17 protein-coding genes and 1 riboswitch are annotated in these 24970 nt (G+C 72.6%); of the genes, 10 read left to right on the forward strand and 7 right to left on the reverse strand.

The features are described 5' to 3' along the window. Position 1 precedes the first annotated feature (1 nt). A complete protein-coding gene (locus tag IGS67_RS00110) occupies positions 2-2884 on the forward strand; it encodes a hypothetical protein (protein WP_192276514.1) in 2883 nt (960 codons plus the stop codon). 19 nt (positions 2885-2903) lie between these two features. Here IGS67_RS00110 and IGS67_RS14235 read toward each other — a convergent pair whose 3' ends face one another. Next, positions 2904-4517, reverse strand: a complete 1614-nt coding sequence (locus tag IGS67_RS14235) for a uroporphyrinogen-III synthase (protein WP_328741210.1) — start codon at positions 4515-4517, stop codon at positions 2904-2906. A gap of 264 nt (positions 4518-4781) precedes the next feature. Here IGS67_RS14235 and IGS67_RS00125 point away from each other — a divergent pair, with 264 nt between their 5' ends. The 6 genes from IGS67_RS00125 to mnhG are packed head-to-tail and all read left to right on the forward strand — an operon-like array spanning position 4782 to position 11487. Continuing rightward, positions 4782-7784, forward strand: a complete 3003-nt coding sequence (locus IGS67_RS00125) for a Na+/H+ antiporter subunit A (protein WP_192276517.1) — start codon at positions 4782-4784, stop codon at positions 7782-7784. Further along, positions 7781-8320, forward strand: coding sequence for a Na(+)/H(+) antiporter subunit C (locus IGS67_RS00130; RefSeq protein WP_407925793.1), 540 nt, complete (start codon positions 7781-7783; stop codon positions 8318-8320). Before IGS67_RS00125 ends, IGS67_RS00130 begins: the two co-directional genes overlap by 4 nt. Next, complete coding sequence (locus IGS67_RS00135) at positions 8317-9930, forward strand: Na+/H+ antiporter subunit D (RefSeq protein ID WP_192276523.1); 1614 nt, start codon at positions 8317-8319, stop codon at positions 9928-9930. Before IGS67_RS00130 ends, IGS67_RS00135 begins: the two co-directional genes overlap by 4 nt. Continuing rightward, positions 9927-10568, forward strand: a complete 642-nt coding sequence (locus IGS67_RS00140; protein ID WP_192276526.1) for a Na+/H+ antiporter subunit E — start codon at positions 9927-9929, stop codon at positions 10566-10568. The genes IGS67_RS00135 and IGS67_RS00140 overlap by 4 nt, the downstream gene beginning before the upstream one ends. Continuing rightward, positions 10565-10975 (forward strand): monovalent cation/H+ antiporter complex subunit F, encoded by a 411-nt coding sequence (locus tag IGS67_RS00145; protein WP_192276529.1) that lies wholly within the window; start codon positions 10565-10567, stop codon positions 10973-10975. Before IGS67_RS00140 ends, IGS67_RS00145 begins: the two co-directional genes overlap by 4 nt. Further along, positions 10975-11487, forward strand: a complete 513-nt coding sequence (mnhG, locus tag IGS67_RS00150) for a monovalent cation/H(+) antiporter subunit G (RefSeq protein ID WP_192276532.1) — start codon at positions 10975-10977, stop codon at positions 11485-11487. The genes IGS67_RS00145 and mnhG overlap by 1 nt, the downstream gene beginning before the upstream one ends. Positions 11488-11524: 37 nt before the next feature. Here mnhG and IGS67_RS00155 read toward each other — a convergent pair whose 3' ends face one another. After that, on the reverse strand, positions 11525-12526 hold the full coding sequence (locus tag IGS67_RS00155; RefSeq protein WP_192276535.1) for an alpha/beta hydrolase: 1002 nt from the start codon (positions 12524-12526) through the stop codon (positions 11525-11527). Between the two features lie 139 nt (positions 12527-12665). Here IGS67_RS00155 and IGS67_RS00160 point away from each other — a divergent pair, with 139 nt between their 5' ends. Continuing rightward, the gene (locus IGS67_RS00160) at positions 12666-15275 is read left to right on the forward strand and encodes an ATP-dependent Clp protease ATP-binding subunit (RefSeq protein ID WP_192276539.1); all 2610 of its coding nucleotides are present in this window, start codon (positions 12666-12668) and stop codon (positions 15273-15275) included. 191 nt (positions 15276-15466) lie between these two features. Here IGS67_RS00160 and IGS67_RS00165 read toward each other — a convergent pair whose 3' ends face one another. The 5 genes from IGS67_RS00165 to IGS67_RS00185 all read right to left on the reverse strand — a co-directional run bounded on the left by IGS67_RS00165 (position 15467) and on the right by IGS67_RS00185 (position 23422). After that, positions 15467-17680 carry a glycosyl hydrolase family 18 protein gene (locus IGS67_RS00165; RefSeq protein ID WP_192276542.1) on the reverse strand — a complete coding sequence of 738 codons (2214 nt, stop codon included), beginning with the start codon at positions 17678-17680 and terminating at the stop codon, positions 15467-15469. Positions 17681-17929: 249 nt separating this feature from the next. After that, positions 17930-20410 (reverse strand): LuxR C-terminal-related transcriptional regulator, encoded by a 2481-nt coding sequence (locus tag IGS67_RS14240; protein WP_328741214.1) that lies wholly within the window; start codon positions 20408-20410, stop codon positions 17930-17932. 154 nt (positions 20411-20564) lie between these two features. Next, the gene (locus IGS67_RS00175; protein WP_235977470.1) at positions 20565-21431 is read right to left on the reverse strand and encodes a C40 family peptidase; all 867 of its coding nucleotides are present in this window, start codon (positions 21429-21431) and stop codon (positions 20565-20567) included. Between the two features lies 1 nt (position 21432). After that, positions 21433-21584: riboswitch (cyclic di-AMP (ydaO/yuaA leader) on the reverse strand. Between the two features lie 246 nt (positions 21585-21830). Next, positions 21831-22631 (reverse strand): hypothetical protein, encoded by an 801-nt coding sequence (locus IGS67_RS00180; protein WP_192276545.1) that lies wholly within the window; start codon positions 22629-22631, stop codon positions 21831-21833. Next, positions 22628-23422: an exodeoxyribonuclease III gene (locus tag IGS67_RS00185; RefSeq protein ID WP_192276548.1), complete on the reverse strand. Its 795-nt coding sequence runs from the start codon at positions 23420-23422 to the stop codon at positions 22628-22630. Before IGS67_RS00185 ends, IGS67_RS00180 begins: the two co-directional genes overlap by 4 nt. A gap of 62 nt (positions 23423-23484) precedes the next feature. On the opposite strand from IGS67_RS00185, the gene IGS67_RS00190 reads away from it, so the two are divergent. Together IGS67_RS00190 and pyrE are read left to right on the forward strand one after the other, a co-directional pair. Beyond that, positions 23485-24240: an SDR family NAD(P)-dependent oxidoreductase gene (locus IGS67_RS00190; RefSeq protein WP_192276551.1), complete on the forward strand. Its 756-nt coding sequence runs from the start codon at positions 23485-23487 to the stop codon at positions 24238-24240. 134 nt (positions 24241-24374) lie between these two features. Further along, positions 24375-24959 (forward strand): orotate phosphoribosyltransferase, encoded by a 585-nt coding sequence (gene pyrE, locus IGS67_RS00195; RefSeq protein WP_192276554.1) that lies wholly within the window; start codon positions 24375-24377, stop codon positions 24957-24959. Positions 24960-24970 lie beyond the last annotated feature (11 nt).

The following is a 24970-nucleotide window of genomic DNA, read 5'->3' on the forward strand; positions in this document are numbered from 1 at the left end:
CATGGTCGACGTCAGTGTGATCCTCACGGACAACAGCCCCGCGGCTGCCCAGGTCCGTGACGCCGTCGCGTCCTGGGCAGCCGCGGGGCTCGTGGGGGAGTGCCTGTGGGTCACGGCCGCGCAGGTCGACGGGACGGTCCGCCCGGCCGCCGTCGAAGCCACGCTCGTCGGGCCGGGGGAGCCGGAGAGCGGCGACCTGCTCGGGTTCCTCGCCGTCCGACGGCTCGACGTCGTTCGGCTCGTCGTCGCGCACGTCGTCCCGCGCGACGGCGTCGATGTCGGCGATCTCGTCGCGACCGGGCGCCTCGTCGGGGACGTCCTGCACAACGCCCTGCCGCGGGGCGTGGGGGGCGAGGGCGGGACCCGACTGCGCCTGCTCAACGTCATCGTGCCCGCGAGCGGTGTCTCAGACCTCACCCGCGACGCGCTCGTCCCCGGCTGGGACGCGAACGTCGTCGTCGCCGCCGAGGACCGCCCGGACCTCGAGCGGTCGAGCGTCCAGGTGCGCGACGGCGACGTGTTCGTCGGGCACGCGGCCTCGGCGCTCGCCTCGATCGCGGCACTGTGGCCCGGCATCGACGAGGGGAGCGCCGACACGCTCGAGCTCGACTCGACGACGCACGCGGGCGACGTCGTCGTCGTGCGCGCCATGGTGCGCTCGGTCGTCCGTGACGACGCGACCGCCGAGCTTGCCGACGGCATCTGCACGGTGCTGCTCGAGGACCCGGCAGCGCGCAACCAGCACCTCGACTGGGCGCGCCCGGCGCAGACGCCCGACGTCGTCGTCCAGCTCGCGCTCGCCGACCTCGTCGACGGCAGCGAGTGGATGGTGCACGAGCCATCCGCCGGGTCGTCCCGCTTCGTGCTCGTCCGCAAGTTCTGGGCGGCGCTCAAGGCCGCGACCCTCTTCAACCTCCGCCTCTTCGGGCTCGGTGCGGCGACCCTCGTCGGCATGGGGACCCGCTGGGCCGAGCGCACCGCGACGAACGCGATCATCGGCGAGGGTGCCGGGCAGGTCATCCAGTTCCGGCCGACGTCGACCGAGGCGCTCATCCAGCAGGCGCAGGACATGCTCGAGGCCGCGAACCAGCACGAGCGGAACCTCGGCATCCGCGCCGAGGCGAGTGCCGTGCGGGCGCCGTCGCCGACCACGTGGTCGACCTTGCGTCGCTACTGCTTCGCCCTCGTCGACGGCTCGCCGCTGCCCGGCGCCTACCAGGTGCCGGACATCGCGGGCAAGCCTCAGGTGCTCGCGCCCGGGGATGTCGTCCCCGACCCGCTCGACACGTTCCGGACGCGCGACGACCACGTCATGAGGTCGTGCGACGTCATCGCGGAGCGCGTGCACCGCGCGGAGCTCGACGAGGAGCTCGCCGAGCTCGAGTCCGAGCTGGCCGAGGCGCAGGCGGAGGAAGCGGCGGCCAGGGCTGACGCCAAGGCACGCAAGTCGAAGACCGCGAAGGCGGCGAAGGCTGCGAAGAACGCGAAGGCGGCGGAGGCCGGCACGGAGACTGTCGACGACCCCGTCGACGAGACCCCCGCCGACGAGGCGCCGTCCGAGATCGACCGGAAGGTCGCTGCGCTCGCTGCGCAGGTCGCCGCGATCGAGCTCCGCGTCGTCGACACCACCGCGGAGCTGCAGCGTCTCGACGAGTGGGTCGAGCGGCGCGAGCAGAGCCTCGTGTGGCGCCTCGGTGTCAGCGTGCGCGAGGGCACGGAGGCGATGCGTGGCGCGGCCGACGCCTCGCGCAAGAGCGCGATGGCGGACAGCCGGCTGCCCGCCGACGGGCTCAAGCGGGCCCTACGACGGCTCGTCGTCACGTGGGTCGTGCTCGGTGCGGTGGTCCTCGGCTGGTCGCTCGCGCTCGTCTACGTCCCCGGCTTCGCCCAGCCGTTCGGCATCTCCGAGCTGTGGACGGGCATCGTCGGGGCGGTGCTCGTCGGCCTCGTCGTGGGCATCTTCGCGAACCACGTCTACTACCAGACCGTGCTCAACTTCGAGGAGCGGGTCAACGAGATGGTCCACCGACGGCGGGTCACCGCCGACAGGTACGTCGACGCGGTCCGCGAGTCCTCCCGGCTGGGGATGCTCCTCGGCAGGCTCGAGGAGTGGGCCGAGATCATCGGCTGGGCGCTGCACCGCACGTGCACGCCGGCGCCGAGCTCGCGCGAGACGCTGGCCGTCGACAGGCTCGGTAACCTGCCGGCGACCGTCGCGATCGCGACACCCGCGTCGGACGAGCTCGACGTCAGCCCCGTCGTCCTGTCGCGGGCCGTCCAGGTGCTGAGTCCGCGCGGGTGGGCGACCGACGCGTTCGACAGGGCCATCGACCACTACGAGGCGCATCGCCGCCCCGCGCGCGACGGCGGGCACCTTGCGGCCGACCTCGACACGCTCGGCCACTCGGCGAGCCCGTTCCGGCTGCTCCACGATTATTTCGTCGAGGGAGCTGCGGCCCGCTACTGCGTGGAGGATGCGAGGCTGCGGCTCGACCGGGCGCTCGACGACGGGGAGCTGGAGCTCCCGCCGCGCGCGATGACGCGCCGGGGTCGCTTCGGCGACGGCAGGGAGTCGAGCGACGAGGAGTTCCTCGCGGCGGCCCTCGGCCCGGTGACGCCGTTCGTCCTCGACATCTGGACACCGACGGGTCAGACGAAGGAGCGTCAGCGCCCGACGCTGTCGATCGCGTGGCTGCCGCAGGACGTCGGCCGGGTGCACGTGCCCGACGGGTCCGGGCTGCAGGTGCGCTCGGCGACGGGTGACGTCGCAGTGCGTGTCGACATCGGCGACCGGTGCGACATCACTGACATCGTCCACTTCGGTGGTCAGCACGTCGTGCCCGTGCGGGCCGAGACGCGAGCGGTCGAGGGCGTCTTCGACTGACCAGTACGTTGGAGGACTGCTACGCGAGCGCCCGGACGGTCTCGTCGTAGCGGCGGAGCGTGAGCTCCGCGAGGCGCGTGTCCGGCGCGAGCGGCGCCGCGACGACGTCCGCCCCGGCCTCGAGCACGCGGTCGTGGAAGAACCCGGGCGCGAGCAGGTACGACGCGACGACGACGCGTCGGCCCGAGGCTCGCGCCTCGGCGACCGCCGCGGGTACGCGCGGCTCGGCGCCCGCGCCGAAGCCGACGAGGAGACCACCGGACGACGAACCCGGCGCCCCGACCTCCCGGTCCAACGCCGCCGCAAGCCCGGCCGCGACCTCCGCGACCGCGTCCGCCGCCGCGGGGTCCGACGAGCCGGCGGCCGCAAGCACGAGGGCGTCGTCGTCCGTGAGCCCCGCCTCGCGGAGCCGGTCGACGAGGATGTCGACGAGCAGGCCGTCGGGCCCCAGCGGACCCGACGCGGCGGCGCCCGCTGGCTCGACGGCCGCCGCGACGTCGACCTTGACGTGGAAACCCACCGACAGCAGGAGCGGCACGACGACCGCGCCGCCCGCGTCGGCAAGCGCCGACGCCACGACGTCCGCGACCTCGGGCTCCTGGACGTCGACGAACGCCTCCCGTACGTCGAGGTCCGGCCGCAGCCGGCGCACATCGTCGAGGATCGACGCGATCGCCGCCCGACCCGCGAGGTTCGCGGTGCCGTGCGAGCAACCGATGAGGACGGGTGGGACCGGCGCGTCGGACGCCACGTCCACCTCCGGAGCGTCACCCGGACGCGTGAGGTGCGTGCCCGCGGTCGGACCGGCAAGGTGCTCGCACACCTGCGTGACCATCGCGCCGAGCCTGAACCGCTCGGGCACGAGCGCGGGCAGTCCGCGCTCGAGCAGGGGCGCAGCCGTGACGGGACCGACCGTCGCGAACGTCAGGGCGCCCGATCCCGCGAGCTCCGCAAGACGTTCCGTGAGACCGGCGGCCTCAGCCGCGTCGAGCCACGCGACGACGGGAGGTGCCGCCGTGAACGTGACGACGTCGACCTCGCCGGCAGCGACGGACCGCAGCGAGGACGCGAGCGCGTCGGCGTCGGCGGGCGGCCCCCACCGGTGCACGACAAGGCTGCGCACGCGCGCTCCCGCTGCAGCGAACGCCTCGTCGAGACCGTCGGCCCCCGCCCCGTGGTGCTGCACCGCGACGTCGCGGCCGGCAAGCCCTTCGGCAAGAAGCCGCTCGGCGACCTCGGCGTTCTGCTCGGACGCCGTCACCCATGCCGGGTGCACACCGACGCCGACGAGCGCACCGCGACCCTTGGGACCCCGCGCGACGACGCGCACCCGGCCGAGCAGCGCGACGAGCTCGTCGCGCAGGCCCGCCGCCGCTGCCGCCTCGAGCCATGAGCGCAGCCCGACGCCCGTTGTCACGACGATCGTGTCCGGCGGGTCCGCGAGCAGGTCGCGTGTCGTCGCGAGCAGCAGCGCGTCGTCGACGTGCGGGACCATCGCGAGCGGTGCGGCGTGGAGGGTGCGAGCGCCACGGCGCTCGAACGCGGACGCCTGCTCGGCGGCACGGCGCTCGGCCGTGACAAGCACGGTACGGCCCGCGAGAGGGAGGTCGGTGGTCAGCGTCACATCGGTCACCGGACCATCATGACGCGGTATCGGCCAGCGTGGCCGAGGCGTCCGGTACCCGGCTCGACGGGTGGACGCTCTCACCGGCGCGGTCTGTCCGAGACATCGTGGGTGTCGGGTTCCCCGAGCGCGAACATGGCCCGCGCCACACCACGTACGACTCTCGTGACGGCCCCGGGTTGGTAAACTTCAGCAAGTTCCCCGGCCGGCCGCCTACGTGCGTCGTCATCGGGGTGCCGACCGCCTCCCGCCCCCTGACGGACGGACACGGACGTGCCTCAGCTGCTCATCGCCCACCTTGCGATGGCCCTTGCTGCGCCCGCGCTCGTGAATTTCCTCGGCCGACGGGCGTTCCTCGTCCTCGCGCTCGCCCCCGCGTCCGCCGCCGTCTACGCGCTCACGTGGACGAGCCGCGTCATGCGCGGCGAGCACCCCGTGAGCGTCACACCGTGGATCGACGCGCTCGGCCTCAACCTCGTCTTCCGCATGGACACCCTCTCGTGGTTCCTCCTGCTCATCTCGGGCGGCGTCGGCGCGGTCGTCCTCGTGTACTGCTCGTCGTACTTCTCCGCGAACGCCCGCGGCACCGGGCGCTTCGCGGCCGTCCTCACGGCCTTCGCGGGCGCGATGGTCGGCCTCGTCACGGCCGACGACATGCTGCTCCTCTTCGTCTTCTGGGAGCTGACGACCGTCTTCTCCTACCTGCTCATCGGCCACTACGCGGACCGCAAGTCCTCACGTCGCGCCGCGATGCAGGCGATCGTCGTCACGACGTTCGGCGGGCTCTCGATGCTCGGCGGCATCGTCGTCCTCGGCGAGACCGCGGGCACCTACCTGCTCTCGGAGGTGCTCGCGGCACCGCCCACGGGCTCGCTCGTCACCGTCGCCGTCGTCCTCATGCTCGTCGGCGCCGTGACGAAGTCCGCGCTCCTGCCGTTCCACTTCTGGCTGCCGGGCGCGATGGCCGCACCGACGCCCGTCTCGGCGTACCTCCACGCCGCCGCCATGGTGAAGGCGGGCGTCTACCTCGTCGCGCGCCTCGCCCCCGGCTTCGCCGACCTCGACGCGTGGCGGGTCACCGTCATCGTCCTCGGCGCGGGCACGCTCCTGCTCGGCGGCTACCGGGCGCTGCGGCAGAACGACCTCAAGCTCGTCCTCGCGTTCGGCACCGTCTCCCAGCTCGGGTTCATCATCCTGCTCGTCGGCCTCGGCACGAGGTCGGCTGCGCTCGCGGGCCTCGCGATGATCGGCGCGCACGCGATGTTCAAGGCCGCGCTGTTCCTCGTCACCGGCGTCGTCGACGCCGCGACCGGCACGCGTGACCTGCGGCGCCTCACGGGCGTCGGCCGACGCCTGCCGCTCGCCGCGACGGCCGGCGGCCTCGCCATCGCGTCGATGATCGGCCTGCCGCCGCTCGCGGGCTACGTCGCGAAGGAGGGGGCGCTCGAGTCGCTCGTCCACGACGGGGTCCCGGGCGCGGAGCCGTGGGTGTCGGTCGTCCTCCTCGCGGCCGTCGTCGTCGGCTCGATGCTCACCTTCGCGTACGGCCTGCGCTTCTGGTGGGGCGCGTTCGCGTCGAAGGCGCCGTGCCCGGCACCGGCGCCGCGGCCCGTCGCACCCGGGGAGGCACCCCCGGCCGAGGTCGACGTCACCCAGATCGACCCCGCGCAGATCCACGCGCAACCGCGCCTCCTCGTGTGGCCGCCGCTGCTCCTCGCGGTCCTCGGGCTCGCGGCCGCGCTCGTCCCGCACCTCGGCGAGGACCTCCTCGCGCCGCACGCCGCGCTCTACCCGGCGGGCGAGGCGGGGCACCTCACCCTGTGGGGCGGCGTCGGCCCCGCGTTCTGGAGCACCGTCGCGATCGTCGCCGCGGGCACGCTGCTGTTCGTCGCCCGCCGCCGCGTCGAGGCCCTCCAGTCGCGCATGCCGCACATCCCCGAGGCCGAGCGCGTCTACCGACGCTTCATGCGTCGCCTCGACGAGGTCGCGGCCGACGTCACCTCGGTGACGCAGCGTGGCTCGCTGCCCCTCTACCTCGGCATCATCCTCGGCACGCTCGTCATCGCCGTCGGGGGAGTGCTCGTCGCCGACGGCGCGTGGCCCGAGCAGGTCGTGCTCGCGTCGAACCCCGGCCAGGTGCTCGTCGCGGGGGTGACGGCGGTCGCCGCGGTGCTCGCGGCGCGGGCCCGACGGCGGCTCAAGGCCGTCCTCCTCGTCGGTGTCACGGGCTACGGCACAGCCGTGCTCTTCATGCTCCACGGCGCGCCGGACCTCGCGCTCACGCAGGTGCTCGTCGAGACGATCACGCTCGTCGTCTTCGTGCTCGCGCTGCGGCGCCTGCCCGCGTACTTCTCCGACCGGCCGCTCGCGAGCTCGCGCTTCGTGCGGCTCGGCATCGCGATCGCCGTCGGCGTCACCGTCGCCGCGATGGCGCTCACCGTGCCGGGCGCGCGCATCCACGAGCCCGTCTCCGTCGACTTCCCCGAGGAGGTCTACGTCTACGGCGGCGGCAAGAACATCGTCAACGTCGTCCTCGTCGACACGCGCGCCTGGGACACGATGGGCGAGATCTCCGTGCTTCTCGTCGCCGCGACGGGCGTCGCGAGCCTCGTCTTCCTGCGTCGCCGCAGCGGTGAGATCCTGCGCGCACCGCAGGCCCTCCTCGACCGCGCCGCGCGCGCAGGGGTGTGGCTGCGCGGCGGACGCACGCTCGCACCGCAGCGACGCTCGGTCGTCTTTGAGGTCGCGACGCGCCTGCTCTTCCACTCGATGATCGTCTTCGCCGCGTTCCTGCTGTTCTCGGGGCACAACGCACCCGGCGGCGGATTCGCGGCCGGGCTCGTCACGGGCATCGCGATCATCATCCGGTACCTCGCCGCGGGTCGGTACGAGCTTGGCGAGGCCGCGCCCATCCACCCGGGCCTCCTCCTCGGCACGGGCCTGTTCCTCTCCGTCGGCGTCGGGCTCGTGCCCGTGCTCTTCGGCGGCGAGCCGCTGCAGAGCTTCATCGTCCAGACGGATCTGCCGCTGCTCGGGCACGTCAAGCTCGTGACGTCGGTGTTCTTCGATCTTGGGGTGTTCCTCGTCGTCATCGGGCTCGTCCTCGACATCCTGCGCTCGCTCGGCGCGGAGATCGACCGGCAGACGGACACTGCGCCGCGTGAGCAGGACGGCACGTACGGCGCGGCCGCGGTCCTCGACGACGCGCGGGCGGTCCGCGAGGCGCTCGACGCGGCCGGCCTGCGCCCGCACCGCACGGACGGAGGCTCGCGATGATCGACATGACCCCCTCCCTCGCGCTCGTCGTCGTCATCGGCGTGCTCGTCGCCTCGGGCGTCTACCTGCTGCTCGAGCGGTCGCTCTCCCGCGTGCTGCTCGGCGTACTCATGCTCGGCAACGGCGTCAACCTGCTCTTCATGGTCGCCTCGGGCCGCGCCGGCAAGGCGCCGATCATCGGCTCGGCCGAGCCCTCGGAGATGAGCGACCCGCTGCCCCAGGCGATGGTCCTCACCGCGATCGTCATCGCGCTCGGCATGGTCGGCTTCGTCATGTCGATGGCGTACCGCTCGTGGCAGCTCAACGGCCACGACGAGGTGCAGGACGACCTCGAGGACCGTCGCGTCGCCCGCAAGGCCGCCGCGAACGCGCCCGCGTACGAGGACGCGGACTCCGCGGACTCGGGCGAGACCCTCGACGAGGACGCCGCGGCCACGCGCGACGAGACGATCCACGACGACGAGGAGCACACCGTGCCCGCCGCCCCGTCCGACACCGCCGCAAGGCCCGGCACGCCCGAGGGAGGTGACGCATGACCTCTGCCCTCGTCCCGCTGCCCGTCATGCTGCCGCTCTTCGGTGCGGGCCTCGCGCTCGCCCTGTGGAAGCACAGCCGCGCGCAGCGACTCATCACGGTCGCCGTCCTCGCGCTCATGCTTGCGGTCGGTGTCGGGCTCGTCGTCGCGGCGGACTCCGGGCCGGTCGTCGTCGACGTCGGCGGCTGGGCCGCGCCCGTCGGCATCGTCCTCGTCGCGGACCGGCTCTCGGCGCTCATGGTGACGGTGTCGTCGCTCGTGCTCCTGTGCGTCTTCCTCTACTCGCTCGGGCAGGGCATCGCTGACGGCGACGACGAGGCGCCCGTCGCGATCTACCACCCGACGTACCTCGTCCTCGCCGCGGGCGTCTCGAACGCGTTCCTCACGGGCGACCTCTTCAACCTCTACGTCGGCTTCGAGATCCTCCTCGCGGCGTCCTACGTGCTGCTCACGCTCGGCGGGACGGGCTCGCGCATCCGGGCGGGCACGATCTACGTCGTCGTGTCCCTCGTGTCCTCGGCGCTCTTCCTCGTCGCACTCGCGATGATCTACGCGGCGACGGGCACGGTGAACCTCGCGCAGCTCGCGGAGCGGCTCCCCGAGATCGACGGGACGACGCGCCTCGTCCTCGAGATCCTCCTCATGCTCGCGTTCGGCATCAAGGCGGCGATCTTCCCGCTGTCGGCGTGGCTCCCGGACTCTTACCCGACGGCGCCCGCGCCGGTCACCGCGGTCTTCGCGGGCCTCCTCACGAAGGTCGGCATCTACGCGATCATCCGCACGCAGACGCTGCTCTTCCCGGACGACCGGCTCGACGACGTGCTGCTCGTCGCCGCGCTCCTCACGATGCTTGTCGGAATCCTCGGCGCGGTCGCGCAGGACGACATCAAACGACTCCTGTCGTTCACGCTCGTCAGCCACATCGGCTACATGGTGCTCGGCATCGCGCTGTCCTCGCAGACGGGCCTCACCGCGACCGTCTTCTACGTCGTCCACCACATCACGGTGCAGACGACGCTGTTCCTCGTCGTCGGGCTCATGGAACGCATCGGCGGGACGACGTCCCTCGCGCGGCTCGGCGGGCTCGCGAAGATCGCGCCGCTGCTCGCGATCCTCTTCTTCGTCCCCGCGATGAACCTCGCGGGCATCCCGCCGCTGTCGGGCTTCCTCGGCAAGGTCGGGCTGCTCCAGGGCGCGGTGCAGCTCGGCACGCCGCTCGGGTACCTGCTCGTGGGCGGGGGGCTCGTGACGTCGCTCCTCACGCTCTACGCGATCGTCAAGGCGTGGAACAAGGCGTTCTGGCAGACGCCGCCGCAGGAGATCCGGCCGCAGCGACTGCCGTCGGGCATGGTCGGGGCGACGCTCGCGCTCGTCGTGTTCGGCCTCTCGCTCACGGTCGCGGCCGGGCCGTTGTTCGACTACGCGGGCCGGGCGGCGGAGACGCTGCGCGCCCGCACGCCCTACACGGCTGCGGTGCTCGGCCCGGACGGCCGGGGCGAGGGCACGTCGAACGATGTCGTGCCGGACGGCGGCACCGTCCTGCCCGACGTCCCCGACGACGGCACTCCCTCGCCGACCCCCGCCGAGAGCTCGACGGAGGTGACCGGATGAACCCGCACGCACGGCGCCGGGCACTCGTCACCCAGTGGCCGACGATCCTGTGGCTCACGGCGGTGTGGACGTTCCTCTGGGGCGAGATCACGTGGGCGAACGTCCTCGGCGGCCTCGCCATCGGCATCGTCGTGACGCTCGTGTTCCCGCTGCCTGCGATGGGCCTGCCGATGAGGATCCGGCCGTGGCACCTGCTGCGGCTCGCCGGGTTCTTCCTGGGCTCGCTCGTCGTCGCGTCGTTCCAGGTCGCGTGGCAGGCGCTGTCACCGCGGACGCAGGTGCGCGGCGCCGTCGTCGGTGTGCGGCTGCGCAACCCTGCCGACCTCTACCTCACGGTGACCGCCGAGCTCTCGACGCTCGTCCCGGGGACGCTCGTCGTCGAGGCGCAGCGCATCACCGGCATGATCTACCTCCACGTGCTCGACCTTGCGGCGTCGGGCGGTGAGGAGAAGGTCCGGCAGGACGTCCTCGACCTCGAGGAGCACGTGCTGCACGCGCTCGCCTCGGACGAGGAGCTCGAACGGGCCGGGCTCGTCGTGCCGCGCCGCTGGTCGGTGCGGCGGCCCGCGAAGGCCGCGGCACCCGCACCCGCGCACTCGTCCGAGCCCGCGCCCGCACCCCCGGGGGAGGACGCATGAGCCCCGTCGTCGTCGCCGTGTCCGCGGCCATGCTGCTCGTCGGAGCTGCGCTCGCCGTCGTCCGCATCGAGCGGGGCCCGTCGATGCTTGACCGCACGATCGCGCTCGACGTCCTCACGGCGACGCTCGTCGCGGTCATCGCGCTCGAGGCCGCGTGGAACAAGCGGACGGACACCCTGCCAATCCTCGTCGTGCTCGCGATGGTGGGCTTCGTAGGGTCGGTGACGATCGCACGGTTCGCTGCGGCGGAGTCCGACGACGACCGGCGCATCCGGTCGCGCGAGGAGGTCGAGGCGGAGGACGCGCAGCGTCGTCTCGTCGAGGAGGCCGAGGACCGTGCGGTCGAGCGGGTCGCGGAGCTCGACGCGGAGCCCGACGACACGACGCACCAGGGAGGGACGCGCTGATGCTCGACACGATCCTCGACGTCCTCTCCGGCGTGCTCATGCTCGGCGGCGCGTTCCTCTCGTTCGCGGCGGGCGTCGGCGTCCTGCGGTTCCCGGACCTGCTCGCGCGCATGCACGCGGCGACGAAGCCGCAGGTGCTCGGGCTCATGCTCGTGCTGCTTGGCCTCGAGCTGCAGCTGCGCACGTGGCGCGGGGCCTTCGTCGTGCTGCTCGTCGTGCTGTTCCAGATGCTCACGGCACCCGTCTCGGCGCACATGGTGGGTCGCGCGGGGTACAGGACCGGCAAGGTGCGCACGGATCTGCTCGTCATGGACGAGCTCACGGCCGACGTCCAGCAGGCGGCGCTCATCGCCGACCAGGCGGGGGTCGCGCGGCTCGCGGCGGAGCTCGTCGACGAGGCCGTGCACGAGGCGCACGACGAGGAGCCTCCCGAGGAGCGTCCCGCGGACCCGCGGCCGGACGCGGGGCGTGCGGACTTCGACGCGCGGGACGCCGGTCCGCACGACACCTGAGGGCTCGGTCGAACGTCCGGGCAGCCGCCTTCTGCCCTTACAGGGCCTGCGTCCCCGGCGGCACGACCTCGTCGAGCCACCCGACGACCCGCGCGAGGTACTGCGAGCGCGCAGGCTCCGGGGAGAGCGCAAGGTCGTGTGCGCCGCCCGGGATCTGCTCGTACGTGACGTCGGCACCGAGCCCGGGCGCGAGGGCTGCGGTCTGCTCGACGGACAGCACCGAGTCGGTCGTCAGCACCTCGGGATGGTCGTTCTCGTGGTCGCCGGTCGCATCGGACGTCAGCACGAGCACCGGGCAGGTGACGTCGAGCCCGCGCGCGACGCGCGCGTGCGCGCGGCGCACCGACGCGATCCAGCGGGCGCGCACGGGGAAGCCGTCGATGGGCTTCCACGCGAGGTCGTAGTCCCACTCGCCGCCCGTGCTCGTGTGGAGCGCGCGCCCGTAGTGGGGTGCGAGGTGCCCGACGACGGTGCGCGGCGCGACCCTCCCGAGGACCCGCAGGGCCTGCGTGCCGACGGTGCGCATGAGCGCGGTGTCGTTGAGCTCGAGCCACGGGCTGTTGAGCACGAGCGCGTCGATGCGTCCGGGCCGCGCGTTCGCCCACAGCGACGCGACGAGCCCGCCCGTCGAGTGACCGAGCACGGCGATGCGGTCATGGTGCTCGTCGTCGCGGACGACGGCGAGCGCGGCGTCGAGGTCCTCGGCGTGGACGGCGAGGTCGTCGACGAGGTTCGCGGTCTGCCCGGGGCGCAGTGAGCGGCCGTAGCGGCGCAGGTCGACCGCGTAGAAGTCCCAGCCGGCCGCGTCGAGCGCCTCGCCGACGTGCGTCTGGAAGAAGTAGTCGACGAAGCCGTGGACGTAGAGGACGGCGCGGTCGCGGCGCGGGCCGCGGGTGAGACGCACGAGCGTGACGTCGACAGGTCCTTCGTTGTCCGTGCCGAGGTGGAGGGTGCGCTGCTCCCAGCCCTCGCCGAGGACGTCGGGGTGCCAGGATCCGGCGGCGCGCGGCGCGGGCGCGCCCGTGGGGAAGAACGTCATGCTCAATCATTGCACCGCTGGCCTCGGCGACGAGAGGAACCTGCCGCTTCCGCAGGGTGGTGCACCAAAGTTGAGCGGAATAGACTCAAGTCTGACGAGGTTGTTCCGGCAGGACCACCCCGACCCGAGAGGAGACCTCATGGAGTCCAACTTCACCGCAGCGTCGCAGCAGGCGATCGGCGACGCCATCCGCGCGGCCGCCGCCGCCGGCAACCCCCAGATCGAACCGCTCCACCTCCTCGGCGCCCTCCTCGAGCAGCCCGAGGGCCTTGCTGTCGCGCTCCTCGGCGCCGCGCACGTCGACCTCAAGGATGTCGGCCGCCGCACCCGCACCGCGCTCGCCTCGCTCCCGTCGTCCCAGGGAGGCTCCGTCGCCGAGCCCACCGCCTCACGTGCCCTCGGCAACGTGCTCGAGGCAGCGAAGAAGGAGTCGGCCGCCCACGGCGACGAGTACATCTCCGCCGAGATCCTGCTCCTCGCCCTCGCGACCGTCGACTCGGCGGCGGCCACCGCCCTGCGCGAGTCCGGCGCGACCCCCGACGCCCTCCGCGCGGCCCTGCCCGCCGTCCGCGGCACCGGGCCCGTGACGTCCGCCAACCCCGAGGGCACCTACAAGACCCTCGAGAAGTACGGTGTCGACCTCACCGAGCAGGCCCGTGAGGGCCGCCTCGACCCCGTCATCGGCCGCGATGCCGAGATCCGCCGCGTCGTCCAGGTCCTCTCGCGCCGCACCAAGAACAACCCCGTCCTCATCGGCGAGCCCGGCGTCGGCAAGACCGCCGTCGTCGAGGGCCTCGCCCAGCGCATCGTCGCGGGCGACGTCCCCACCTCCCTCCAGGGCAAGAAGCTCGTCGCGCTCGACATCGCCGCGATGGTCGCGGGCGCCAAGTACCGCGGCGAGTTCGAGGAGCGCCTCAAGGCCGTGCTCCAGGAGATCAAGGACTCCGACGGCGAGGTCATCACGTTCATCGACGAGCTCCACACCGTCGTCGGCGCCGGAGGCGGCTCCGAGGGCGCGATGGACGCGGGCAACATGCTCAAGCCCATGCTCGCCCGCGGCGAGCTGCGCCTCGTCGGCGCGACGACGCTCGACGAGTACCGCGAGCACATCGAGAAGGACCCTGCGCTCGAGCGACGCTTCCAGCAGGTGTTCGTCGGCGAGCCGTCCGTGGAGGACACCGTCGCGATCCTCCGCGGCCTCAAGTCCCGCTACGAGGCGCACCACGGCGTGACGATCTCCGACGGCGCGCTCGTCGCAGCCGCACGTCTCTCCAACCGGTACATCACCGGCCGGCAGCTTCCTGACAAGGCGATCGACCTCATCGACGAGGCCGCGAGCCGCCTCCGCATGGAGATGGACTCCTCGCCGGTCGAGATCGACACGCTGCAGCGCGTCGTCCGGCGCCTCGACGCCGAGATCCTCGCGCTCAAAGAGTCCGGCGCGGACGAGGACCTCGAACGTGCCCGCGAGCTCGCCGCGCAGCGGGCCGACCGCCAGGAGGAGCTCGCCGCGCTCACCGCTCGCTGGGAGGCAGAGAAGGGCGGCGTCAACCGCGTCGGCGACCTCAAGAAGCGCCTCGCCGAGAAGGAGGCCGCCGCGCTGCGCGCCGAGAACGACGGCGATCTCGCGACGTTGGGCCGCCTCAAGTACGGAGAGATCCCGGCGATCGAGAAGGAGATCGCCGAGCTTGAGGCGTCCGAGCATGACCGCGCAGGGACCGACGGCGACGCCGAGGGTCCGCAGCGCCTCGTCGGCGAGAAGGTCGACGCGGCGGAGATCGCCGAGGTCGTCGCCGCGTGGACCGGCATCCCCGCAGGAAGGCTCCTCCAGGGCGAGGGCGAGAAGCTCCTCAGCATGGAGCAGACGATCGGCGCACGGCTCATCGGCCAGACGAAGGCCGTCGAGGCCGTCTCGGACGCGGTGCGCCGCGCCCGCGCCGGCATCTCCGACCCGGACCGGCCCACGGGCTCGTTCCTCTTCCTCGGCCCGACGGGCGTCGGCAAGACGGAGCTCGCGAAGTCGCTCGCCGACTTCCTCTTCGACGATGAGCACGCCATGGTGCGCATCGACATGTCCGAGTACGGCGAGAAGCACTCGGTCGCGCGCCTCGTCGGCGCCCCTCCGGGCTACGTTGGCTACGAGGAGGGTGGCCAGCTCACGGAGGCGGTGCGCCGGCGCCCGTACTCGGTCGTTCTGCTCGACGAGGTCGAGAAGGCGCACCCGGAGGTCTTCGACCTCCTCCTGCAGGTCCTCGACGACGGTCGGCTCACCGACGGTCAGGGGCGGACGGTCGACTTCCGCAACGTCATCCTCGTCATGACGTCGAACCTCGGCTCGCACGCGCTCGTCGATCCGACGATCTCCGACGAGGCGAAGCACGAGGCCGTCATGGCGGCCGTGCGCGCTCACTTCAAGCCGGAGCTCCTCAACCGGCTCGACGACGTCGTCATCTTCGACCCGCTGAGCGTCGACGAGCTCGGACGGATCGTCGACCTCCAGGTGCGGGCGCTCGCCGACCGGCTCACGGAGCGGCGCCTGGGCCTCGAGGTGACGGACGCGGCCCGCGAGTGGCTCGCGCTCGAGGGCTTTGATCCCGCGTATGGTGCGCGTCCGCTGCGCCGGCTTGTCCAGCGGGAGATCGGTGACCGGCTCGCGCGACTCGTCCTCGCGGGCGAGGTCGCGGACGGCGACACGGTGACGGTCGACCGCGCGGACGATGCGGAGGGACTCACCCTTCGCACGTCATGACGCCCCACCGGCTACGCCAAGGATCCGACTCGTAGGTCTCCAGCACCATCGAACGGTGCTGGAGACCTACGAGTCGCTGCACGACGAAGCCCCCGCCCTCCCTGCTGACGGAGGACGGGGGCTTCGACGTGGTGGGTACGGGCCGCCGGGCCGGGGAACTCCGGCGGCCCGCACCTGTCAGAGGGTCTCGATCACTTCAGACCGGACGAGATCGCGGAGATGAGCTCACCGTTCTTCGTGTCACCGTCGAGCGACCAGAAGAACGCGCCAGCAAGGTTCTGCTGCTTCGTGTAGTCCATCTTGCCCTTGATCGTGGCGGGAGTGTCGTAGCTCCACCAGTTGCCGTTGCAGAACGCGTAGGCGGTGCCAGCCACGGTGCCCGTGGGCGGGCAGGTCGTCTTGAGGACCTTGTAGTCCTCGATGCCGGCCTCGTACGTACCCGCGGCCGCCTGCGTCGCCGCGCCACCCGGCGCAGCCTGCGTGACACCCGTCCAGCCGCGGCCGTAGAAGCCGATGCCGAGGAGGATCTTGTTCGACGGGATGCCGAGGCTCTTGAGCTTCTGGATCGCGGTGTCGGAGTCGAAGCCCTTCGTCGGCTGGCCCGCGTAGGAGGTCAGCGGCGAGTGCGGGGCCGTCGGGCCCTTGGCAGCCCAGGCACCGAAGAAGTCGTACGTCATCGGCATGATGAAGTCGAGCGACTTCGCACCCTCGGCGTAGTTGGCGGCGTCGATCTTGCCACCGCTCGTGCCGTCAGCGGTGATCGCCGAGGTCACGAGGCCGTTGCCGAACTCCTTACGGAGAGCCTTGAGCAGGCGCGGGTAGGACTCGGAGCCGGAGTTGTCGCACGTGAGACCGCACGCGTTCGGGTACTCCCAGTCGATGTCGATGCCGTCGAAGACGTCAGCCCAGCGGGGGTCCTCGACCATGTCACGGCAGGACTTGGCGAATGCCGCAGCGGAGGCGTCGGAGGCCGCGGCCTGGCCGAAGCCGCCCGACCAGGTCCAGCCACCCATGGAGAAGAGCACCTTGAGGTGCGGGTACTTCGCCTTGAGCTGGCGGAGCTGGTTGAAGTTGCCGCGCAGCGGCTGGTCCCACGTGTCGGCCTTGCCGTTGACCGACTGGTCAGCGGTGTACGCCTTCTCGTAGTCCGCGTAGGAGTCACCGATGACGCACTTGCCGTTCGCGACATTGCCGAACGCGTAGAGGATGTGCGTGAGCTTCGCGGCCGAGCCCGACGTGTCGAGGTCCTTGACGTGGAAGTTGCGGCCGTAGACGCCCCACTGCGTGAAGTAGCCGACGACCTTCTTGTCACCGGTGTCGACCGGCGGCGTCGTCGTGGGCGGGTCGGTCGGCTCGGTCGTCGTCGGCGGGTCCGTGGGCTCCGTCGACGTGGGCGGGTCGGTCGGCTCCGTCGTCGGGCCCGTGCCCGACTGCAGGCGCCACACGCCCCACTCGCCACCGGTGCCCGGGGTCTCGCCCTGGGTCCACCAGCCAGCCTTGTAGACCTTGCCGTTGTACGTCACGAGGGCGCCCGCCTGGTAGGCGGTCGAGGCGTTCCACGCCGGGGCGTTGCCGGGCTCGGTCGGGGGCGTCGTCTGCGTGGGCGGGGTGGTCTCCGCCGGAGGAGTCGTCTGGGTCGGAGGCGTCGTCTCCGCCGGAGGCGTCGTCGTGGTGCCACCGTCGCCGCACGGGCCGAGGTCACGCCACACACCCCACTGGCCACCCTCACCCGGCGTGTCGCCCTGGGTCCACCAGCCGGCACGGTACTGACGGCCGTTGTGCGACACGGTCGCGCCGCTCTGGTACGTCGCGGACGCCGACCACTTCGTGGCCGTGCACGTGCCGGGCTCGGTCGGGGGCGTCGTCTCCGTCGGAGGCGTCGTCTCGACCGGCGGCGTCGTCGTGGTGCCGCCGACGTTGATGTCGACGCAGTTGTAGAACGCCATCGCGGTGTTGGAGACGTTCCAGCGCGCGAGGATGGTGTGCTTGCCCGCAGGAAGGTTCGTCAGCGTGTGGGTGGTCGTCGCGGAGGGCTGCGCACCCTTCTGGTCGAACGTCTGGTGGAGCTTGCCGTCGACGAAGTACTCCCAGAGGGAGGTGTTGTGGGCAGCGGTGAGCTTCCACTGGATGTCGAGGCTCGTGCCCACGTTCTTCACGGGCCACGGCTTCGAGTTGTCGTCAAGGATGGTGAAGGCCTCGTTGCCACCCGAGCAGAGCATGGAACCCTTGGGGGCCTCGACGCTCTGGGGCTCGTACTTGACGGAACCACAGTCGAAGGACGTCGCGCCGTTCGCGCAGTTGTCCTGGCGGCTCGGGGGGTTGGTCACCCAGCCGTGTGCCTCCGCCGCGGGCGCGGTGATCGCCGGAACGATCCCCACGAGCCCGAGCGCGGCTACAGCAGCCACGATCCGGAATCTCTTCATCGGGACTCATCTTTCTTGGGAGGGAGGGCCGCTCACCGGGGGAGCGCGGCCGTCCCGGGACAGGTCACGTGGAGGTGCAGGGGGGCGCCGCCACTAGCGTGAGACGTTAGTCACGCGCCGAGGGCGCCGTGATGAGGTAACTCCACATCCCTGGACCGGACGTGAGACGCCCGGTACGGGTTTTCCCGTACCGGGCGTCGAAAGTCGTGGCGATCCCGCAGCCCGGAGCCGTCAGTCCTCGTGCGCGCGCACCGCGAGCTCCACCCTGGTCGTCACCCCGAGCTTGCGGAACGCGCGACCGAGGTACACCTCGACCGTGCGGACGGAGAGGTAGAGCGTCTCGGCGATCTCACGGTTCGAGGCGCCCTGCGCGACGAGCTGCGCGACCTCGAGCTCGCGTTCGGTGAGGATGGACCGCCAGCGGGCGATGCCACGCGGCACGCCGGCCGCCGGGGAGGCGGGCGAGACTGCCGACGGAGCAGGGCCAGGCGGGGGCGCGAGGATCGCGGTCGTGAGCGTCGAGAGCCGATGGCGCGCCGCATCCGCGGTACGGCGGGCACCCGTGAGGTCGAGGAGCTCCGCGGCTGCGAGCACGTGCGTGTGGGCGCGGTGAGGCTCGCCCACCCGGGCGAAGGCGCGCCCGACGGAGAGCTCGACCATCGCGGTGTCCCAGTCGGTCGCGCCCTCGATGTCCGCGAGGCCGGTGCGTCCGTCCGGGCCGACCATCGTGAGGCCCGTGAGCGCGACCCTCGAGCGTTCCGCGAGGACGCGCGCGGTCGCGCCTGTTCCCGCCGCGACCGGAGCCGGGAGGCTGTGGTCCGCCCGGCCGGTCTCCGCCCAGGCCTCCGCCGGGACGAGGCCAGGCAGAAGGAGGTCGTGCGCCGGTCCCGTCGCACGACGACGCTGCTCGGCGGCAAGCTCGAGGAGCGCCGCCGCCTCGGCGGCCGCGCCGTCCGCGAAGGTCGCGAGCGCGCGGTCCTCGAGAGCCGCGATCCGCAGGAGGGCCGACGACGGCGCGGGATACCGCGCCACGGCCCCGACGATGCCCCGCGGCGCTGCTGCGCCTAGGGCCACGAGCCGCCCGGAGATTGCGGTCGCGAGTGCTCCGAGGACTAACGGGAGCGGGAGCGCGCGAGCATGCTCGTCGACGAGGTCAGCCGCGAGGTCGAACCGGGCTTCGAGGACGTCGAGCAGCGCCTGCGTCACACGGACGTGCGACTGAGCGAGAGGCGAGGGCCTCGGCTGCCGGTCGGTGCGCCAGATGTGCTCCTGGACGGGCTCGAGCATCGTCGTCGCGAACGCCTCGAGCTCGCGGCGTGCGTCGTCGGCGGAGCCGGTGAGGGCGGCGCGCAGCGCATCGTCGGTCGCGCGCAGAGCCTGTTCGTCGGCAGGGCACAGGTGCGTCGCGGCGAGCGGGGCGATGCCCCAGTCGGTCGAGCGTTCCGTGCGCTGCGCGATGAGTCGCAAGCCGTGCTCGACGAGCACGTCGACGTCGATCGTCGGGTGCGAGGCACGGCGGAGGTGATGGACGGCGTCGTGGACGAGTCCGGCACCGAGCGCCGCGGCTCCTGCGACGGCGTGGCCGTAGGGCTCGGCGGCGTCGGCTCCCTGGCTGAGGGCCTCGCGCGCGACGCGCACCGCGTGGACGCAGTCGCCCCGGGCGAGAAGCTGCTCGGCGATCCCGAGAAGGTCCTCGGCGTGAGCGCCGTCTCCTGCGAGCGTGCCGAGACTGCGGTGCCACTCGGCGGCCAGCATGTCGGACGCCGCGAGCGCGCTCGCGAGGGAGAGGTGCGCGTCGGTGCGGTCGGCGAGCGTCGCACGGGCGTGCACGAGGGCCCGCACCCCGGGCTCGAGGATGCGGCAGCGGCCGCCCGCAAGGTTGAGGAGGGCCGCGGCTGGCCACGTCGCGATCGTCGCGGCATCGGTGCCAGCGGCGCGGACGAGCACGTCCGTGCGATCGACGACGGCGACCGCTGCGATGAGGAGAAAGCGGTGCTCGACCGGCGACAGGTCGATGAGACGGGCGCCGACGAGCCTCTCCGTCGCCGGAGGGACGGGCATGGGGTCTGGCAGGAGGCTGGTCCCGCCGAGCTGCTCGGGGGAGAGCCACGGCATGGTCTGCAGGAGCGCGGCGGGGTTGCAGGACGAGGCGCGGACGAGGCTCGCGACGACGTGGGGGGCCGCGACGACGTCGTGCTCGGCGAGGACGAGGAGCGCGTCGGCCGCGGTCAGCGGCGGGACGCGGCGTTCGACGAGGGGGTGGGGGAGCGGCGACGCGTCGGCGACGGGACCTGTCGTGCGTGTCGCGAGCAGCACCCACGGGGTCTGGGGGCGGGTCGCGGTGTCGAGGAGGTAGGAACGCACCCCGGGCGCGAGGTGGTCGAGGTCGTCGGCGAGGACGAGCACGCGGGTGCCGTCCTCGGGATGGACAGCGCGCTCGTCGATCTCGGTGAGGGAGCGGGGCACGATGACGCGGCGCAGGCGCATGCCCTCGGAGGCTGCCGCGGTGGCGAGGGCGTCGGCGACGACGTCGAGGAGCGTCGAGCGGCCCGAGCCCGGGTCGCCCGTCCACACGACCCCGCCGTGCCCGCGTGAGAGTGCGGCAGCGGCGACGCGGATCTCCGCGTCGTGCTGGGCGAGCCGGGCCGCTCCGCTCGAGGTGCGAAGCTCTGGAGCTGCGCCCCGATATCCGAGAACGGAGGAACTATCCACCATACCTCCACGTCCGTGACCTGCGACGGGACGTCTTCGTCCCAGTGGGTCACACCTTGTCAGGCCGGGGCGGTTCCTGCACCTCGGGACTGTGTGACGGAAGCGCGTGCGCCCACCTCGGGGGAAGGTGGGCGCACGCGCGGCTTGTGGTGGGTCAGACGCGGAGGAACGTCGGGTTCGACTGCCAGATCGACCGCACCTTGATGCTCTTGCCCGGTCGCGGAGCATCGATCTGCTTGCCGTTCCCGACATAGATCGCGACGTGGCCCGGGGTCCAGATGAGGTCGCCGGGGCGGGCGCTCTTACGGGAGACGACCTTGCCCGACCCGCGCTGGGCCGAGGACGCCCGGGGAAGCTTGGCGACGCCGGCCTTCTTGTAGACGTAGCTCGTGAAGCCGGAGCAGTCGAAGCCGCGCGGGGTCGTGCCGCCATAGCGGTACGGGGTGCCGACGTAGCGCTTCGCGGTGCGGACGACGAGGTCGCCCTCGGAGCGGACGCGGACCTTCGTCGTGCGCTTGGCGGTCGACGCGTCGGTCGACGAGGCGGGAAGGAACTTCAGGGTGATCGTGTGCTTGCCGACCTTGAGCTTCTTCGGCAGGCGGTAGCTGAGGGTGAGGCGGCCGTCGTCGTTGCGGTCGGCCGCGGTGAGCGTCCGGAGGAGCTTGCGGCCGTCGTAGATCTTCACGCGGCCGTCGACGGGCGCGTCGGCGTTGCGGAGCCGGATGGACAGGCGGGCGCCCTTGCGCCCCTCGTACGTCGTCGCGGTCGACCGCTTGACGGTGAGGGACGTGCGGGCCGTGGTGGTGGCCTTGGCGGCGACTGGGCTCGTGCTGGTGGTGCCGGTCGCCGCCGGTGCGGCGTGGGCCGTGGCGGTGCCGACGGCGGGGACGAGGCCGAGCCCGAGTGCGGCGACGAGGGTCGCGGCGGTGCGGCGGGCTTTGCGGGGGCGTGCGGGGGTGGACGTCGACGAGCCGGCGATGGGCGCGGTCTCGTGCATGACGTCCGTCGGACGGACAGACATGTGAACCTCTCGACGCCTGCGAGGTGAGCTGTCGGGTTCGGGCTGAGGTTCTGCCCGGCCGCTGGACGCAGTGACGTCCGGCGGCTTCACCCCGAGGCCGGCTGGTGCTCGGCCGAAGGTGGGTCCCCCGTCGCTGCCGTGGGATGAGGATGAGCCGTTCCCGGCGGCAGCGCTCGGCGTCCGGGACGGCACCCGCGCACCGGGAGAGTGGTGGCGGGCGTCAACGACGCTAGGTTGCGGTTCTGCGTGGTGTCACGGGCAGGTCACGACGTTGCGCACGCCCTTCACATCATCTTCCGGTCCGGTTTCGTGAGGTTGCTGGGGTGGCGGTGCAGGTCAGTGGTCATGGCGTCGGGGCTGTGGGGTGGGTGCTCTCCGTCACACGCCTTCACTCTCTCTTCACGTGCCGGTGGCGGCTCTCGCGAGGCACAGGCCGCTGCGGTCGCCCGCGCGCCACCCTGCAGCCGTCGGCGTGAGCGCGACAACGTCCGTGCCCGACGGCGCCGTGACGCGGCACCGAGTCTCGACGACGCGCAGCACCTCGGCATCGCCCGGCCACGTGCTGCCGCGCAGCGGCACGACCGCGACGACCGTCGCCGCGTGCGGGCCGTCGCACGGCACGACCGTCACGCGCCGGACGTTCCCGTCGGGCAGCGACTCGAGGCAGTGCCCGTCCCGGAGCTGCCGTGCGTACGCGCTCGTGGGACCGGTGACGTCGCCGAGGGGAGCGGTCGCGCCCACGGCGCGCGCCCACGCCTCCGACGACGGCAGCACGACGGTCGGCACGACGACGCTCACGGTGAGCCCGACGACGACGGCCGCGACCGCGAGGCCGACGCCACGGCGACGCGCACGTCGCGCACGGACCGCCGCGACGACGCCGAGGACGGCCCCGACCGGGGCGAGCACCCACGCGAGGACGAACGCGGGGACCGCGAGCCTCTCGCGCGGAGCGGGAGCCGCGGGCGGCGCGAGCGTGCCGAGCGCGCGCGGGTCCCACCCGTCGGCGAGGTGGGTCTGCGGCGCGTAGCCGACGAGCCGCTCCGACTCGGGCACGACGGGCGGCGGCGCGGCCGGCACGGGGAGCGACCACGGGTCGGGCGCGGCGGGCGCCGGACCGTCGGGCGAGGCGAAGAGCGGCGCCGGGGAGCCCTCGGAACCCGGCTCGGGTTCCGCCGGCGGCGGGACGGACGCGCTCACAGCGCCGACGTGTCGACGTCGACGATGACCGGCACGTGGTCGGACGCACCCTTGCCGCGCCGCTCGTCGCGGTCGATGCGCACGTCCGTGACGAGCGGTGTGAGCGCGGGCGACGTGTACGCGAAGTCGATGCGCATGCCCTCGTTGCGGGGGAAGCGCAGCTGCTGGTAGTCCCAGTACGTGTAGCGGTGCTCGTCGGGCAGGAACTGACGCGAGACCTCCGTGTACCCGGCCTCGGCGAACGCACGGAACGCCTCCCGCTCCGGCTCCGAGACGTGCGTCTGACCCTCGAACGCCGCGACGTCCCACACGTCCGTGTCGAGGGGCACGACGTTCCAGTCGCCGACGAGCGCGACCTTGTCCCCGGCGTCCGCCCACGCCACGGCGTGCTCGCGCAGGCGCCCGAGCCACGCGAGCTTGTACGCGTAGTGCGGGTTGTCGAGCGCGCGACCGTGCGGCACGTAGAGGCTCCACACGCGCACACCGCCGCACGTCGCACCGAGCGCACGCGCCTCGACCGCGGGCGTCTCCCCGAACTCGGGCTGGCCGTCGAACCCGGGGGTGACGTCGTCGAGCCCGACGCGCGAGAGGATCGCGACGCCGTTCCACTGCGAGAATCCGAAGGTCGCGATCTCGTAGCCTGCAGCCTCGAAGGCCTCGCGCGGGAACTGCGCGTCCTTGCACTTGGTCTCCTGCAGCGCGAGGACGTCGACGTCCTCGCGCTCGAGGAAGGCCAGCGCGCGGTCGGCGCGCGCCCGGATCGAGTTGATGTTCCACGTCGCGATGCGCATACCCCGAGGCTACCCACCTGCACGCGACGATGAGGAGTGCGGCCACCCGTAGGGTGGGGCGCATGGGAACCGCACTGGTGACCGGGGCGAGCGCGGGCCTCGGCGAGGAGTTCGCGTGGCAGCTCGCGACGGCGAAGCACGACCTCGTGCTCGTCGCGCGCGACGAGGCCCGGCTCGAGGCCCTCGCAGTGAGGCTGCGCGCCGCAGCCGGCGTCCACGTCGAGGTCCTGCCCGCCGACCTTTCCGTCCGCGAGGACGTCGCGCGGGTCGCCGCACGGCTGGAGGCCGACGAACGTCCCGTCGGCCTCCTCGTCAACAACGCCGGCTACACCGTCCACGAGCGCTTCACGCGCTCCGACCTCGACGCGCAGGATGCGCTGCTCGACGTCATGGTCCGTAGTGTTCAGGCCCTCTCGCACGCGGCTGCGCGCACGATGAAGGACCGCGGTCGCGGCGCGATCCTCAACGTGTCGTCGGTCGCCGCGCACACCGTGAGCGGCACGTATTCCGCAGCGAAGGCCTGGGTGCTGACCTTCACCGAGGGCCTCGCCGTCGAGCTCGAGGGCACGGGCGTCACCGCGACCGCACTGTGCCCGGGCCTCACGCGCACCGAGTTCCACGAGCGCGCCGGCTTCACGCGGCTCGGCCCCGGATGGTTCTGGCTCGACCGCGCCGACGTCGTCCGTGTCGCGCTCGCGGACGTGCGCCGCGGTGCCGTCGTCTCCGTCCCGTCGGTGCGCTACCGCGTCGCGACGACGGTCGCCCGCCACCTCCCGCGCGAGGCGATGCGCGCCCTGACGAAGCGCGCGGGGTTGTAGTCCTGGGCCATCCCGGGCCCGCGAGATAGCGCCCCGTAGCCGAGATAGCGTGCCTCACACGCTGACTCGTCCGCTGGGCGCTATCTCGCGGAACGCGGGGGCACGGGCACCTCGGGGATCGTTAGGCTGGGCCTGTGACCGACTATGACGCCGTCCTGTCCCCGTCCCCGCGCGAGCAGCTCCGCGACCTCGTCAAGGAGCTTGCCGTCGTCCACGGCAAGGTGACCCTCGCGTCCGGCAAGGAGGCCGACTACTACGTCGACCTGCGCCGCGTGACGCTCCACCACCGTGCTGCGCCGCTCGTCGGGCACGTGCTGCTCGACGCGCTCGAGGAGGCCGGGCTCGGCCCTGCCGAGATCGACGCGGTCGGCGGCCTCACGCTCGGCGCCGACCCTGTCGCGGGCGCGCTGCTCCACGCGGCCGCGTCCCGCGGGCAGGACCTCGACGCGTTCGTCGTCCGCAAGGAGGGCAAGGCGCACGGCATGCAGCGCCGCATCGAGGGCCCCGACGTCGCGGGCCGCAAGGTCGTCGCGGTCGAGGACACCTCGACGACGGGCGGCTCCGTGCTCACCGCCGTCGAGGCGCTGCGCGAGGCTGGCGCGGACGTCGTCGGCGTCGCCGTCATCGTCGACCGCAACACGGGAGCGCGCGAGAAGATCGAGGCCGAGGGTCTCAGCTACCTCTACCTCTACGGGCTCGACGACCTCGGCCTCTCCTGAGCGATCCTGAG

Origin of the sequence: Flavimobilis rhizosphaerae (genome assembly GCF_014852685.1) — a bacterium.
In the GTDB taxonomy this organism is placed as follows: Bacteria; Actinomycetota; Actinomycetes; order Actinomycetales; family Cellulomonadaceae; genus Flavimobilis; species Flavimobilis rhizosphaerae.

Bases quoted from the DNA above. Each gene is read 5' to 3' on its own strand.
- IGS67_RS00135 (WP_192276523.1), top strand. From the start codon at position 8,317: ATGACCTCTGCCCTCGTCCCGCTGCCCGTCATGCTGCCGCTCTTCGGT.
- IGS67_RS00145 (WP_192276529.1), top strand. From the start codon at position 10,565: ATGAGCCCCGTCGTCGTCGCCGTGTCCGCGGCCATGCTGCTCGTCGGA.
- IGS67_RS00160 (WP_192276539.1), top strand. From the start codon at position 12,666: ATGGAGTCCAACTTCACCGCAGCGTCGCAGCAGGCGATCGGCGACGCC.
- IGS67_RS00175 (WP_235977470.1), bottom strand. From the start codon at position 21,431: ATGTCTGTCCGTCCGACGGACGTCATGCACGAGACCGCGCCCATCGCC.
- IGS67_RS00130 (WP_407925793.1), top strand. From the start codon at position 7,781: ATGATCGACATGACCCCCTCCCTCGCGCTCGTCGTCGTCATCGGCGTG.
- IGS67_RS00110 (WP_192276514.1), top strand. From the start codon at position 2: ATGGTCGACGTCAGTGTGATCCTCACGGACAACAGCCCCGCGGCTGCC.
- IGS67_RS00185 (WP_192276548.1), bottom strand. From the start codon at position 23,422: ATGCGCATCGCGACGTGGAACATCAACTCGATCCGGGCGCGCGCCGAC.
- IGS67_RS00155 (WP_192276535.1), bottom strand. From the start codon at position 12,526: ATGACGTTCTTCCCCACGGGCGCGCCCGCGCCGCGCGCCGCCGGATCC.
- IGS67_RS00190 (WP_192276551.1), top strand. From the start codon at position 23,485: ATGGGAACCGCACTGGTGACCGGGGCGAGCGCGGGCCTCGGCGAGGAG.
- mnhG (WP_192276532.1), top strand. From the start codon at position 10,975: ATGCTCGACACGATCCTCGACGTCCTCTCCGGCGTGCTCATGCTCGGC.
- IGS67_RS00140 (WP_192276526.1), top strand. From the start codon at position 9,927: ATGAACCCGCACGCACGGCGCCGGGCACTCGTCACCCAGTGGCCGACG.